Genomic DNA, 14,954 nt, shown 5'->3' with positions numbered 1-14,954 from the left:
CGCATCTGAGACAACGGCCCGAGGGCGCCACATTCCGGACCGGCTGAAATCACCGATGCAACGGTTCCTGGCGAGCTGGGAGCTGCTCCTGCTCGGCGTCGCAATCGCCGTTTTCATCCTCAACAGCTTTGCGTCACCCTACTTTCTCGATCCGTGGAACCTGTCCGACGCGACATTCAATTTCACCGAAAAGGCAATGATCGCTTTCGCTATGGCGCTGCTTATCATCTCCGGTGAGATCGATCTTTCCGTTGCCTCGATCATCGCGCTTGCCTCCACCGCCATGGGGTTTGCGGTTCAGCTTGGCGCGGATGTGCCGGTACTTGTTCTGGTCGGACTGGGTGTCGGTTTGGCCTGCGGTGCCTTTAACGGTGCCCTGGTAACCGGTCTTGGCCTGCCTTCGATCGTGGTGACCATCGGTACGATGAGCCTGTTTCGGGGCATTTCCTATATCGTTCTCGGCGACAAGGCCTACACCGGCTACCCATCCGACTTCGCCTATTTTGGCCGGGGCTACCTGTGGTGGGTGATCTCGTTTGAGTTCGTTCTATTCGCACTGTTTGCGATCATCTTCGCGATTATTCTCCACAAGACCAACTTCGGCCGCGTGGTCTATGTCATCGGCAACAACCCGGTCGGCGCGATCTTTTCCGGCATCCGCGTGACGCGGGTAAAATTCGTTCTGTTTCTCCTGACCGGCCTGATGTCGGGTGTCGCCGCGATCTGTCTGACGTCAAGACTTGGCGCGACCCGGCCCTCTATCGCCTTTGGTTGGGAACTGGAAGTCGTCACCATGGTCGTTCTTGGCGGCGTTAGTATTCTGGGTGGATCGGGATCCGTTCCCGGTGTCGTCATCGCGGCCTTTGTGATGGGGATGGTCACCTTCGGTTTCGGGCTTTTAAACGTGCCCGGCATAGTCATGTCGATCTTCATCGGACTGCTGCTGATCGGCGTCATCGCACTGCCGCGCATCGCGCGCCAGCTTCTTGCAAGACGGAAGGCCTGACCGGATGGAGAAATTCGCCTTCAAAATGCACCTTTATCCAGGCATGGAAGCGGAATACATAAAGCGTCATGACGAGATCTGGCCCGAGCTGGTCGCGCTCCTGAAAGACGCTGGCATTCAGGACTATTCAATCCATCTCGACCGCGAAACCAACACCCTGTTTGGCGTTCTGTGGCGGGACAGTGATCACAAAATGAACGAGTTGCCTGCCCATCCGGTGATGAAGAAGTGGTGGGCGCATATGGCCGACATCATGGCCTCTGACCCCGACAACAAGCCTGTGGTCACGGAGCTTGAAACCGTCTTTCACCTGGACTGAGAGATGACGGGGCGTATCCGTCATGTCGGTGTGATCGACATCGGCAAGACCAACCTCAAAGTCGCAGTCGTCGATCTGGTGCGCGAAACGGAAATTGGCGTCCTGACCCGGCCCAACCGCGTATTACCCGGTCCGCCTTACCCGCATTTTGACCTTGAAAGTCACTGGAATTTTGTCTGCGACGCACTTTACACCCTAAACGGACGGCACGGCATCGAGGCCCTGTCCGTGACGACCCACGGCGCGAGTGGCGTTTTGCTCAACAGGGAAGGGGATTTCGCCGCGCCGATGCTCGACTATGAATGCGATGGACCTGACGCTGTTGCAGCTGAATACGATCTCATCCGGCCAGACTTTGATGAGACCGGCTCACCGCGCCTTGCCATGGGCCTCAATCTCGGGGCCCAGCTTTATTGGCAGTTGAAGTCTGATCCTGACCTGCTTGACCGGATCGCGACCGTCCTGACCTATCCGCAATACTGGACCTACAGGCTCACTGGCGTCCTTGCCAACGAGGTCACCTCGCTCGGCTGTCACACCGACCTTTGGTCTCCGGCGAAAAACCGGTACTCCGCGCTCGTTGCAAAGCTCGGCCTGACGGAGAAAATGGCGCCCGTGAAAAAGGCCGGCGATCGGATCGGAAAGCTTCTGCCAAGGGTCGCCGAACGTACCGGACTTGCGGAAAATACACCTGTTGTCTGCGGACTTCACGATTCCAACGCATCGCTTTACCCCCATCTTCTCAGACGAACCCCGCCTTTCTCCGTGGTCTCAACCGGCACCTGGGTCATCGCGCTGGCGGTCGGTGGAGACGACGTCGTTCCAGACCCTCACCGCGACACGCTCATAAATGTGAACGCCTTCGGTGACCCTGTTCCATCGGCGCGTTTCATGGGTGGGCGCGAATTCGATCTCGTCATGAAGGGAAGAAACGCTGTTCAAGGCCAAGCCGGCACTACACGTGTTCTGCGTGACCGGATCATGCTGTTTCCTGCTGTTGAGCCTCGCTCCGGGCCATTCCAGGGACAAGTGGCCCGGTGGAGCATACCTGAGGAGGACCTGACCGACGGGGAGAGATATGCAGCAGTTTCATTTTACCTGGCGATGATGACGTCGGAATGCCCGCTGATGACAGGTGCGCAGGGCCCGGTCATTGTGGAAGGGCCGTTTGCCAAAAACGCGCTTTATCTGGAGATGCTGGAAGCCGCGACACAAAGGACGGTGCATGCACCTGAAGGGATCGCGACCGGCACAAGCATCGGCGCTGCCCTGCTCTTTGGTGAGCAAGACACTTCACGGGGGCAAACGACTGTCGCTGAAGAAACAGGCATCGACCCAAAGCCCGAACTCCGGTCTTACGCCGGTTCGTGGCGCGACACCGTGCGCGCTTCATTAAAATAAAGGCGCTTCGATTGTTTTGATGAAGGTCCGCGAAATCAATGTTCGTTGTGGCGTTGGCAATCTCCACTTCCCTGAGTTTGACTGGCCATTGAGGGGCCCCGAAAAACTCGATCAACTGGTGCTCTTGAACGTCCAAACATTTGAAAGATCGGGCTCGCATAACAAAAATGCTCCATTGCAAAATCGGAAATTTCCGTTGCTTTCTTGGAAGGGAAGGTGATCGGCAACGAATTTGTGATTTCCAAGGTATTGAAAGATATGCGCTTTTGGAAGCAGAGCCATTTCCTGGTTAATGGCCCGTTAGCTGCACCTCCTGGCTGAATCGCGCATAGGCGCATCAGTCAAAGGAGTGCAGTGCAATGGCTAGCTTACCCGCAACCCGTCCCGTGATAGGGACAAATGAAAATGATGTTCTCAACGGTTCGAGACACTCCGACGTCATGTCGGGCCGTTTCGGCGACGACCTGCTGACCGGTCAGAATGGCAATGACGAAATCTGGGGCGGAACCGGTGACGACACGCTCTACGGCAACAACGGTAACGACATACTTTATGGGTCCGGCGGTCCGAGCCTGGTTCAGGTGACCTCCGTTGAAATCACCGATGACTATCCGGTTTCGGTGGTATTTGAAGGTGAAACCGCCGGCTACAGAAATACATTCGGCTACTACAAGATCGCCGAAGACGGCACCATCACCGATGTTGAGTTTATCTGGCCGAACGCGTCGCTGCAGGGCAGCGGCGGTGATCTTGTTCAGGGGCAGTCCCGTGAATTCCTCGATGTGAGCGCCGGTGACAGGATCGCCTTTTTCATCGTGTCGAACGGTTACGGCCGCAACGGCGGTTACTCGAACCTGGATCTGGAAAACGGAACGCTGCAGTTCCTCGATGCCAATGGCGATATCGCAACGCTCGACAGTGACAGTCCGCGTCTCTATCACATCGCGCCGGATCAGACCCAGACCCTGATCCAATACGACGCCTATCACACCTCCGCATACGGAGACACGTTGAACCTCAATCCGGACAACATCCTGCACACGACAGGTGTTCTGAAAACGGATGCAGGAACGCTGACGCTCGGGTTTGAGGACCTGTTCAACGGTGGTGATCGCGACTTTGACGACAGTGTCTTCACCGTCGATATCGGTCTCGCCAACGCGCTGGTTCTGAACGCGCATTATGCGTCGGAAGAAGGTGGCAGCGATCCTGACAACGGTGGTGGCGGAACTACGCCGGTGATCGAACGCTCCGACAATGACTACCTACACGGAGGCGCAGGCGCTGACGAACTGCATGGCCGCTCAGGCGATGACTGGCTCTACGGCAACAACGGCAATGACGATCTGCACGGCGGCAGCGGTGACGATCAGTTGTTCGGAAATGCCGGTGAAGACCGGCTTTACGGCAACTCCGGCAACGACGCGCTTTATGGAGGCAATCAGAATGATGAGTTGAACGGAAACAGTGGCGACGACGCGCTATATGGCGAATCCGGCAACGATACGCTCAATGGCGGCACCGGCAACGACACGCTGGACGGCGGAAACGAGAATGACACGCTCAACGGCGGCTCCGGCAACGACACCATGCTGGGCGGCTACGGTGACGACACGATGAACGGCGGCACCGGCGACGACACGATGGATGGCGGCAATGGCGTCGACATGCTCATCGGCGGTTCCGGCAACGACATTATGCAGGGCGGCTACGGCGAAGACACCCTCAAGGGTGGTGCCGGCAACGACGAACTGCGTGGTGGTCACAACAACGACAAGCTCTATGGCGGTCATGATGACGATACGTTCTTCGGCGATGCCGGGAACGACTACATGCATGGTGGCCGGGGCAACGATACGGTCGACTACACGGCCTTTGACGTTGATCTGTCGATCCTGCTTCACAACAAGAAAGCGCACGGCCTGGAAATCGGCACGGACACGCTTCATTTCATCGACAACATCAAGTCCGGCTCCGGAAACGACATTCTGAAAGGAACGTCCGGTGACAACGTCATTGATGGTGGGGCCGGGGACGACTCGATCCGCAGTCTTGGAGGCAGTGACACGCTGACTGGTGGCACCGGGATCGATACGTTCATTTTCCGGAGCTACGACCTGAACGGTCTGGACGTCATAACCGACTTCGCCATTGGAACCGACTTGCTGGATTTCAGTCATCTTGCCGGGAGCGATGATGATCAGACATTTCTGTCAAGACTTGAGGCGTCCGTGGCCGACGGCAACACCCAGCTCTCCGTCGATCTGACCGGCAACGGCACTTATGAAAGCATCTGCAGCCTCACCGGGATCGCGGATCAGACACTCCAGTCACTTTACGACAGTGACTGTTTCGTCTTCTGAGAATAAGAACCGGGCCGCACCTGAAGTGCGGCCCGTTTTCCTGGGTCTCAGGCAGGAAGATCTTTGCAAAATCGAAAACGCCTAAGTGCTCCGACAGCTCGGAGCACTTTGCATTTTGCAAAGTCATAGGCCAGAGGTCACGCCAGTGATTAAAAAAATTCATTGTTTTTCAGTGTCTTGAAGGATTTTCTTCAAACTTGGCGCATCTGTTTTTTCGCGCTGCCGAGTTGGCATTGGCGTTGCAAAGCCTTGGCGACGACGCAACAGCGGGAAGCGCAACTTGGAAATCATTCACGAAAGACCCAGCCAAAGGCTGCACTACCGGGTAACAGCGCCCATGCGCGTTGCCATGGGTGAGCAGTCTTTCGATGCTGTCGACTGGGGTCTTGGCGGCTGCCGGATCTCGGGCGTCTTTCGTGATCTTCCGGAAGTGGGTGCCTGTCAGAAGCTCCTTTGCACACTTCCTTTCCAGGGTTTCAACATAACGCTTCAAGCTGAAGCGGAAGTGGTTCGTCTCGACGTGGAAAAAGGCGAGGTCGCCTTCAGCTTCGTTCAACTTGGCGAACGCGAAACCGCCCTGATGCAGCACTTCGTGGAAGATCTCGTTCGCGGCAAGATGACCGATGTCGCCGACACCATCGTGCGGATCGATACACCCGTCACCCCAGTTCCGACAAAGCCGGACCCGAACCCGACCGAAGCAATGCCGGTTCGCCGGTGGCCGATCAAACAGATCGTCATGACGCTTTTCTACCTGCTGTTGGGCGCCGCTGTTTTTGGCTATGTGGGCGTTTATGTCTTCGCGACGCTCTTCCGCCTGGAAGTCGAAACGGCAGTCGTATCGGCCGAGCGTTCAACGCTGACAGCGCCCTTTGCAGGCCGAGTTTCCAAGTTGACACAACGCGCAGGGGGCCTGGTCACTGCCGGCAGTCTGCTTGCGATCATGGAAAATACCGACCGGGAAGATGCTCTTCGCCGGGCACGGGCGGAACTTGCGTCGACCCGCGCCGAACTGGCCGAAAGACAGACACTGGTCGAAGAGGAAAAGAGACGCGCGGAAGGTTATGCACTTGTTGCAAAAAACAACGTCCGGCAAGCAGAGTCCCAGCTTGAGGGGCTTGAACTTGCAAAGGAAAACGCGAGGCTCAAGCTCGAGCGTGTGCGTGTGTTGGCGGACAAGGGCCTCATACTCGCAGATGAGGTCGAAACAGCGGAACTTTCCCTCAAATCCGTGGTCTCCGATCTGGCTCGCAAGCAAATCCACATTCAGGAATTGAAGCAGCTCATCGATGGCGGTGACAGCATTCGCCTGTTCACCGGCAACGCGTTTGCCGGACGTCTCGCGGAAATGGAAGCAAGGGTCGCTCGCCTCAAAACGGAACAGGACCATCAGCAGCAGCTGGTTGAAGAGCTCGCCGCAAAGGAGACTGAACAGAGTGTCCATGCACCGACCGATGGCCGCTTGGTGTCACTCCAGATTACCGAAGGAAATGCGATCAAGCAGGGTGCACCGATGCTGGTTCTGGAGGAAACAGGTGCCGAGGAAATCAAGGCATTCCTGACCCAGGAAGAAGTGCTTCAGGTGCGCAGGGGCAGCATGGCATCTCTGTTCGTGCCGACCGAAAACCGTTGGATGTCGGCAGAAGTGACGGAAATCGACAGAACAGCTGGCTTTGTCGACGAAGTGACGGAGACACACCGGTTCCGGTCTCCCGACGGGCGCTCCGCACTGGTCAAGCTGCGTCCGGTTGCCGAAGAAATGCCCTCCAGCGGTACGCCAGTCACGGTCTATTTCGAACGCCACCGGAACAATCTGGTGTTCAGGACACTGCAGCAACTGACCGGGGGCGTGTGATGGATCAGGACAGGTCGACACTCCCCTACAAGGTGGACGAGATCATGCACCAGCCGAAGGGCTGGGCGAAATGGACGCCCTGGGCGCTGTTTCAGATCACGCTGTATTTCGGCTGTTGTTTCATCGGGCTCACGATCTTCGAAAATGTGTTCTTCAGCCCGTCCACGAAAGAAATCACCTTCGTCATCGGCATCCTGGGCATCTGGCGCTACGGTTGGTGGTTCACCCATGCGGTCCGCGCATGGATCTACGGCAAGTTCGTTTATCCATCGATGCGCGACGCTGGTAAGAAGGTCTGGGACGATGGCTGGCGTCCCCGGCACCTTCATTTCATGATGACCACCTACAAGGAACACCGCGACATCACCGAAAAGGTGGTGCGTTCGATCTGCCGCGAAATCAGGGATGCGGGCGTTCCGGGCACGATCTGGCTGGGGTCAGGAGATCGATACGACGAAGAGCTGATTTCCAACCTGCTCATCCGCGAATGGTCTGACCTGGATATCACCCTGCATGTCGTGCGGCAGAACCAGCCGGGCAAACGGCTCGCGATCGGGCTGGTCTTGCGTGCCATGAGCCGTGGCAATGTGGAGGATGACGACCTCATCATCTTCATGGATGGCGACTTCATTCTCGCTCCTAATGCCGTTGGCGCCTGCCTGCCGCTGTTCAAGCTCTATCCCGACCTTCAGGCGTGCACGACGGACGAGGAAGTCCTTTGCATCGGGCCGCGTTGGATCGCAAACTGGCTGACCATGCGCTTCGCACAACGCCGGCTCGCCATGCAGTCTCATTCTCTGTCCGGCAGGGTTTTGACACTGACCGGCCGTATGTCGGTGTTCCGCGCGAACCATCTTGTGAAGCTGAAATTCATCCGTCTGCTTGAGGCTGATCACCTGGAACACTGGCTCTGGGGCAAGTTCCGGTTCCTGTCCGGCGACGACAAGAGCACCTGGTACTACATGCTGCAGTCCGGATGCCGGATGCTCTACGTTCCAGATGCCATGGGCTACACCGTCGAGGTCATCGAAGGATCGGGCATGGACCGGATGGTGCAGAATTTCCGCCGCTGGTCTGGCAACATGCTGCGCAATGGAACCAGGGCGCTCGCCCTCGGCCCGCACCGCATGCCGTTTTTCATCTGGTGGTGTCTGCTGGACCAGAGAATATCCATGTGGACCATGCTGGTGAGCCCGGTTCTGGCCGTGTGTACCTCGGTTCTTTATGACCCGTTCTACGTCTTCGGATATGTGGTCTTTATCTGCATCACGCGGATGCTGTTGTCGCTGTTTCTGTTTCAGTATGCGCGCAAGGTCGATCTCAGCTACCCGTTCATTCTTTACTTCAACCAGCTCATCAACGCGTCGGTGAAGGTCTATTGTATCTTCCGCTTGTCCAAGCAGCGCTGGTCGAACCGGGGCGATCAGCGCGCAGGAGACGGTGACGGGTTGATCGCCACACTGCAGAACTGGATGGCAAGCTACCTGACGCTGCTATACGTGACGATAATGTTCCTGACCGTATGTCTGATGGCCGGTCTGATTGAACCTCCTAGCGGACGCATGATCACTTACCTGCTGGGATTGACTGCCTCCGCGTGAGGACTTGTCCGGTTTCCCATTTTGCAAATCCGACCTTTTCAATATTGAAACCTCTCGGACTTCCCAAAATCAAAATAGAACTATAAATTGTTGTTTTAATTATATTTTTTTGATTATTTTGTCGTGGCCCGGTTCTTGTTTCTCTTGTTCCAGAAACAATTTCAGGGGCCATGCCATGAGACTGATCTCGAAACTCTATGCCACTGCGATGGCGGTTACGGCGATTGCCGCACTTGCACCGGTTGCCTTCAACTTTGTCATCGACGCCTTCGATCGCAACCGCATTGTCGATCTTGATTTCGACAAGAAGGAAATCAGCGTCAAGGCCCATTACCCCCTCTACAAAATGATCGAATATCCGCGCATCAAGGCGCCGACGGTGATCCTTGGCGACAGCCGCGCCCGCGCGCTGCAGGACAGGTACTGGCAGGAACTTGGCCGCGACGATGTCTATAACTTTGCCTATGGCGGCGCGACGGTTTACGAGATCTACGATACGTTCAAATACCTTCAGGCGAGTGTCGAACTCGATACACTTATCGTAAGCCTTCCCCTGCGCAGCATGGATGCGCGTTTCAAGGGCGGCATGAACAGGGTTCCCGAAGCGATCGCGCTCGCGGACAACCCTTTTGCCTATTACACCAACTGGTTTGTGACGAAGACCGGCTGGCACTTGCTGCAGGACCGTTATCCTGCGCTCGTCGCGAGCCTCGACGGTTTCTCTCTGTCGCCAGTGCAAAAGGCCCATGCGGCAGACTCTACAGCGGTCAGAAGCCTCTCTGTCGAAACGCTGCTCGACCCGTCTTTGTGCGATGAGTGCGCGCTGAGCACATCGGTTGCGGCCTTGAGACTGCCTGCGGTCTATCATGGTCACGGGTTCGGTCTTGGCCGCTGGGCGGGTTATTGGCCGGAAATCACGATAGACCGCGACTTGCCGCAGCTCTTTGCCAAGCAGGTCGGAACCAACGGTGCGGCTGACTGGCGGCGGTTCAAGCAGTCGGACGACCTTTGGGCCATGATAGAAGAGATCGCGTCCTGGTCCGCTGAAAACGATGTGGAACTCATATTCCTGATCCCGCCGACCATTTCCGAGATGCAGCGCCGGATCAATGATTTCGGTCTCACGGCGGCAAATCACAAATTCAGAGAACGCCTTGCAACCCTGGCACCTGTCGTCGATCTGGACTTCGACACGCCCTTTGCGCGCGATCTTGAGAACTTCACCGATGCCTATCACTTCGGCTCGGATCCCGCACGGCGGATCGTCGGCGAATTGCTGATGCTGATCGATCGCGATCCCGAACACGTTGCCAAGGCAGTTCAGCGGCGAAAGGACCTGGTCTGTCCTGTAACCCCAGCCGAAACCGCGAAGTCCCACAAGGAAGGCACGTTGCAGCTGCTGGAAGGTGTGTCCTGCAGGATCTGGAGGCAGACCGATGGCTAAGCCGTTCTTTCCGTTCGAGGAAACCATCATTGGCGCAACCGGATTGGTTATGGGCGCTATCGCTGCGGCAGGGGTCCAGGAGACGCGGAACCGCTCACTCGAGAAACCTGCAGAGCTTGAATGCTCCTGCAATGAAAATCGTCAGCGTCTGAACAATTTTGACACTGGCCACCTGCATACGGAATTCACCCTGGAGGTGCTGCTATGACCCGGATAAAAAAGAAATCGCTGCTTTGGAAAGGGCTCTTGCTCGGAGCTGTATTCGGTGTGGCCGGTGCCGTGGCGCTGTCTTCAGACACAACGCCGGTAAAGGCCAAGTCCGAACGGATCGACCCGACCATCGAGGAAATGATCAAGCAGGCGCGGGGTCTACAGAAAGTCGGGCGCTGGGAAGCTGCCGCCGACATCCTGACGCAACTCGCCAGCGACGGACATCCGGTTGCGCTTTTTCATCTGGGAAGAGCTTACAAGAACGGTTGGGGCGTCGACGCAGACCTCGAAAAGTCCCGCCTGATCTTCATGGAAGCGGCGCGTTACTCATTCGCCTTTCGCGGTGAAACAGCCTACGAACTTGGCCGTTTGTTCCAAAGGTCGTCGGGCGACAAGTGCGCCGAAATCGCGCTTCAGTGGTTCATGAAGGCGCTCGCCTGGGACTACCCGAAAGCACATGTACAACTTGCCAAGCACTATGAGCGGGGCATCGGTACGGAGCGTGATCTCGATACCGCCTTTCACCATTATGAGCAGGCCGCCATCGCGGGTTACCCGTCGTCGACCATCAACTATGCCCGGATACTGCTGACGGGGCGCTACGGCGTCACGCCAGATCCGGAGCGCGCCAGGTTCTGGGCGCAACGCGCGATCGCCGGTCTTGAACAAAAAGCCCGGGATGGATCGGCAAGTTCGGCGAAAACGCTCGGACGCATCTACCGTGATGGCGAGTTCGTGGCCATGGATCAAGGGCTTGCACGGGACTGGTTCCTGCGCTCGGCAAAACTTGGCGACGCCGGAGCGATGCACGATCTGGCGCAGATGCTGATTGCCGCTTCCTCCAAAGACGCCAATGCGGAAGAAGCCTTGAAATGGCTCAGGATCGCGGCGACTGCCGAACATGGCGGAGCGCTGACGGCCCTCGCGCGCCTGCACCTCAAGGAAAAATATGGCCTCGACCCTGAAAGCGCCGTTGAACTGCTAGAGCGCGGCGTGACCGTCGGCCATCCCGGCGCGATGCAAGAACTCGGACGCCTGTTCGCCGAGGGCACCTACGTGCCGCAAGACCGCTCAAAAGCCATCGAACTTGCCCGCAAGGGCGCTGGCCGCGGTCACCAGGGCAGCGCAAGCCTGTTGCAGGAATTGCTGCAGGAAGATGAGGCAAACGTCACCGTAATCGAAAAATCCACGTCGCAAGTTACGTCCAAGAAGGAGGGTTGAGTCATGGTCTTCAGTTCACTGGAATTCATCTACCTGTTCATGCCCCCGGTTTTGCTGGGTTACCTGATCCTGCGCCACTACGGCTGGGAAAACGGCATCATCTGGTGGCTCATTCTTGCGTCGCTCGCCTTCTATGGCTGGTGGACCCCGATCTATCTGCCTTTGCTGCTCGGTTCTGTCGTCATCAACTATGGCTTCCACCGGGTCCTGCGCGACGTCAGGGACAGGTTCATCCTGATCTGCGGCATTGTCTTCAATCTCGGACTGATCGCGGTTTTCAAATATGCCGACTTCTTCATCGGCAATGCGAACCTGATTGCCGGTGCGGATATCCCGCTTCTACATCTTGTGCTGCCGCTGGCAATTTCCTTCTTCACGTTCCAGCAGATCTCGTTTCTGGTCGACACCTACAGGGGTGACGTCACCGAATGCGATTTCCCGCGCTACATGCTGTTTGTTGTTTTCTTTCCGCAGCTGATCGCCGGGCCGATCGTGATGCAGAAGGAAACCATTCCGCAGTTGAAGCTGCCGGTTTTCAAGAACAAGCTGGTCCTCAACCTTGCCGTCGGCAGCACCCTGTTTGCCATCGGCCTTTTCAAGAAGATCGTGCTGGCGGACGGTATTGCGCCTTACGCGAACTCCGTTTTCAACCTGGCGGAAACCACGTCCGGCGTGCCGTTCGAAGCGGCCTGGATCGGTGCACTTGCCTATACGTTCCAGCTCTATTTCGACTTTTCCGGTTACTGTGACATGGCTCTCGGTCTTGCGCGCATGTTCGGAATTCGTCTGCCCGTGAATTTCAATTCACCCTACAAGGCAACCAGCATCTCCGACTTCTGGCGCCGCTGGCACATCACGCTGTCGCATTTCCTGCGGGACTACCTCTATATCCCGCTTGGTGGCAATCGGAGTGGCCCTGTGCGGCGCTACGGCAACCTGATGATTACGATGCTGCTCGGCGGCCTGTGGCACGGCGCCAGCTGGACCTTCGTGTTCTGGGGCGGCCTTCACGGCGCCTACCTCGCGATCAACCATGGCTGGTCCGCCCTGGTGAGCGCCGGTTACATCCCGTCACTTCTGCCGAAGTCCGTTGGCAACGTTCTGAGCCGTGGCATTACGCTGCTGGCGGTCGTGGTGGCCTGGGTCTATTTCCGTGCGGAGAGCTTCGACGGTGCCAACAACATCCTGGCTGGCATGACAGGTTTCTCGACGGTCTATGAACCCAAGCTGTGGGGCACCATGGTCACCGGCACAGCGCCGGTCTGGGCAGCGATGATCTGCCTTGCAGCCATCGTCTTCCTGTTGCCGAACTCCATCGAGTTCACGGAGAACTACAATCCGATCCTCGGTCTCAGGAAGTTCGTGGCCCAAAGAAAATCGGATGGGTTTCTGCCTGTGCGCTGGAAACCGAGTGCCGGTTGGGCTGCAGCTGTTTCGGTGCTCTTTGCGGTTGCTCTCATTCAGACTTACCGCCTGGCCGAGATGACAGAGTTCATCTACTTCAACTTTTAGAAAGCGCGCCGAAATGAAGTGTCGTTTAATTGCGCTTGCTCTTTTCGCTGTCACGGTTGCGTCTTGCTCCGTGGCAGCGGAACCCGCCTTTGAACCCGGTCATCTGATCCTTCCCGCACAGGATGTGAGCGTTGACCTGAAATCAGGTGTCGTGACTCGCAAGAAGGTGTCCGGACAGTGTCTCGAAACGGTATCGAACTCAGGACCGTTCCAGTTGATTGTCCGAAGGAAAGCCGGTGACGATGTCCCCGATGTAACGATCAACGGGGCCAGGCAGAACTGGGTCGCAGAAGCTGCCGGACCTGCCAGGCTCGGTGCTGTTAGGCTCGCCAGGGACGGTTCGATGGTGCTGCTGCGCACCTGGAAAACCGGACAAAAACAAACGGAATTGCTGCAAGACGGACGGATCGTCCACCAGTGGAAGCGCGGCAGTTCGCCGAAACTGCTGAAGTTCACCGAAGACGCGGTATTGATTTTGGAAAGCCAGAGCGGTCATTCCTGGCACCTCAATCTCTATCCAAGACATCAGGACGGCCGGATAGAAGCGCGATCAAGGACGCTGGTCGATTTCGGAAATTGCCAACCGGGCCGGCTGCGGATTGCAGGTAATGTCCTGTGGGCACAATTGGACTGCGGCAAAGGGCGGCAAAACGGCGTTTACAGGATCAATCTGGAGACCGGCGATATCGGCAGCCCGGTCCTGGTTTCTCCGGCTGCGGAGTTCGCCGCTGTTCCAAAAGCAGCTGTTCCAGCGAACGGTCAAACCGTCGCCGTTGTCTCAGGAACACCGGCTGCGCTTCAGTTTTACTACGCCGTGACGGGGCTACTGCTGTCCCAGCCAGGCGAGGTACGCGCTTGTGCATCGGATGCAGAAGGTTCCCAAAGCTGGAACCAGAGCTACCGGCTGCGGTCACTCGCGACACTTTTTGAAGAAACCGGATCGGAACTGTTTGCGGCCCTTGCTCTCAAGTCCATGCGATTGACCCTGGCCGCACAAGACGGAAAGCACGGGCGAGCCGGACCATCCACTCCCGCATGCGGTTGGAGTTCGACAATTTACGGGCAAAATCCGGATGAACGGCTTTCTCTGATGATCAATCAGGCGATGATAGGCAATTCCCTTGCCAGTTCGTGCAGGAAGCTTGGAAAGTTCTGCCCGATTTCAGTCTCGCAGGACATCGAGGCTTCCAACAAATGTCTCGCGCTTGGCTTTGAGGAGGATTTCGACGAGCAAGCCGGGATCTACAGGATCGGCAGCGACGTCGATTTCCGGTTCGCCGGCAACTATGCCCCGTGGAACTGGCAAATTGCGTTCGCTGCACTGTTGGCGGAACTGCCGGATGCCGGCCAGAGAACACGCGCTCAGCACATCGTCCGAACGTTTCTGAACGAGTGGCAGACCGATGACAATGGCGGTCTCTGGCGATATTGGCCGCGCGCTTACTATTCCGAAAAGGGTGTGGCTCCGGCGCAGATTGAAGATCAGAGGTTTGAAGATACCGGTCACGCCGGGATTACACTCCTGTCGCTGAGCGATTTCACGGCTGGAGGTTCAGCGGAAACAACAGAACTCGTTCGCAAGCGCCTCGATTATCTTCTCTCCTTCGGCGACGAAACTTCAAGGGATCTCAACGGAGACGGCCCGAAAGGACATCGCTGGTTTCCGGCCGGAGGGTGGAGCCACTTTGCGAGCAAGGAATTCACGCGGGTTTACGGCGCGCCCGTACCGGGCCGGTATTCAGCGGACACTCTCTATGCCTATGCAAGGCTGTTCGATCCGTCGGCAGATTTCCATCTCTCGCTCGAAATTTTGACATGCACAAAAACCTGCCTGAAGGAAGTTCGGCGCGAATATTCGAGTTGGCAGTCGTTTCTTTCCGACAATCCGTTTTTCAAAGTTTCTGAGACAAACTCGGTTGATAGACGTGAACGAAACCGGGAAGTGCGTAACAATCAATCGAAAATTCATAACCCATGAGCAAGCATCACTCTGACGACTTACGCAAGGGACACGGGTCTGGG

Annotated in this window: 11 protein-coding genes; all 11 read left to right on the top strand. The window is 56.9% G+C overall.

Annotated elements, in window-relative coordinates; translation table 11 throughout:
• Positions 1-55: 55 nt before the first annotated feature.
• A complete protein-coding gene (locus tag Q0915_RS22935) occupies positions 56-1,006 on the top strand; it encodes an ABC transporter permease (protein WP_299480574.1) in 951 nt (316 codons plus the stop codon).
• A gap of 4 nt (positions 1,007-1,010) precedes the next feature.
• Positions 1,011-1,325: an L-rhamnose mutarotase gene (gene rhaM / locus Q0915_RS22930; RefSeq protein ID WP_299479428.1), complete on the top strand. Its 315-nt coding sequence runs from the start codon at positions 1,011-1,013 to the stop codon at positions 1,323-1,325.
• 3 nt (positions 1,326-1,328) lie between these two features.
• Positions 1,329-2,726, top strand: coding sequence for an FGGY-family carbohydrate kinase (locus Q0915_RS22925; RefSeq protein WP_299479425.1), 1,398 nt, complete (start codon positions 1,329-1,331; stop codon positions 2,724-2,726).
• A 359-nt stretch (positions 2,727-3,085) separates the two neighbouring features.
• A complete protein-coding gene (locus Q0915_RS22920; RefSeq protein ID WP_299479422.1) occupies positions 3,086-5,089 on the top strand; it encodes a DUF4114 domain-containing protein in 2,004 nt (667 codons plus the stop codon).
• A 280-nt stretch (positions 5,090-5,369) separates the two neighbouring features.
• Complete coding sequence (locus Q0915_RS22915) at positions 5,370-6,944, top strand: HlyD family efflux transporter periplasmic adaptor subunit (RefSeq protein ID WP_299479419.1); 1,575 nt, start codon at positions 5,370-5,372, stop codon at positions 6,942-6,944.
• A complete protein-coding gene (locus Q0915_RS22910) occupies positions 6,944-8,545 on the top strand; it encodes a glycosyltransferase (protein ID WP_299479415.1) in 1,602 nt (533 codons plus the stop codon). The genes Q0915_RS22915 and Q0915_RS22910 overlap by 1 nt, the downstream gene beginning before the upstream one ends.
• 175 nt (positions 8,546-8,720) lie before the next feature.
• Entirely contained in the window at positions 8,721-9,989 is a 1,269-nt protein-coding gene (locus Q0915_RS22905; RefSeq protein ID WP_299479412.1) for a hypothetical protein, read from the top strand.
• Positions 9,982-10,197 carry a hypothetical protein gene (locus Q0915_RS22900; RefSeq protein WP_299479409.1) on the top strand — a complete coding sequence of 72 codons (216 nt, stop codon included), beginning with the start codon at positions 9,982-9,984 and terminating at the stop codon, positions 10,195-10,197. Before Q0915_RS22905 ends, Q0915_RS22900 begins: the two co-directional genes overlap by 8 nt.
• Entirely contained in the window at positions 10,194-11,420 is a 1,227-nt protein-coding gene (locus tag Q0915_RS22895; protein WP_299479406.1) for a tetratricopeptide repeat protein, read from the top strand. Before Q0915_RS22900 ends, Q0915_RS22895 begins: the two co-directional genes overlap by 4 nt.
• Before the next feature lie 3 nt (positions 11,421-11,423).
• A complete protein-coding gene (locus Q0915_RS22890; protein ID WP_299479403.1) occupies positions 11,424-12,932 on the top strand; it encodes an MBOAT family O-acyltransferase in 1,509 nt (502 codons plus the stop codon).
• Between the two features lie 13 nt (positions 12,933-12,945).
• Positions 12,946-14,910, top strand: coding sequence for a hypothetical protein (locus Q0915_RS22885; RefSeq protein ID WP_299479400.1), 1,965 nt, complete (start codon positions 12,946-12,948; stop codon positions 14,908-14,910).
• Positions 14,911-14,954: the final 44 nt, after the last annotated feature.

The sequence above is a fragment of the uncultured Roseibium sp. genome (genome assembly GCF_947494555.1).
Taxonomy (GTDB): Bacteria; Pseudomonadota; Alphaproteobacteria; order Rhizobiales; family Stappiaceae; genus Roseibium.
Note: the sequence above shows the minus strand (reverse complement) of the source record. Positions and strands in the feature narration are given on the sequence as shown.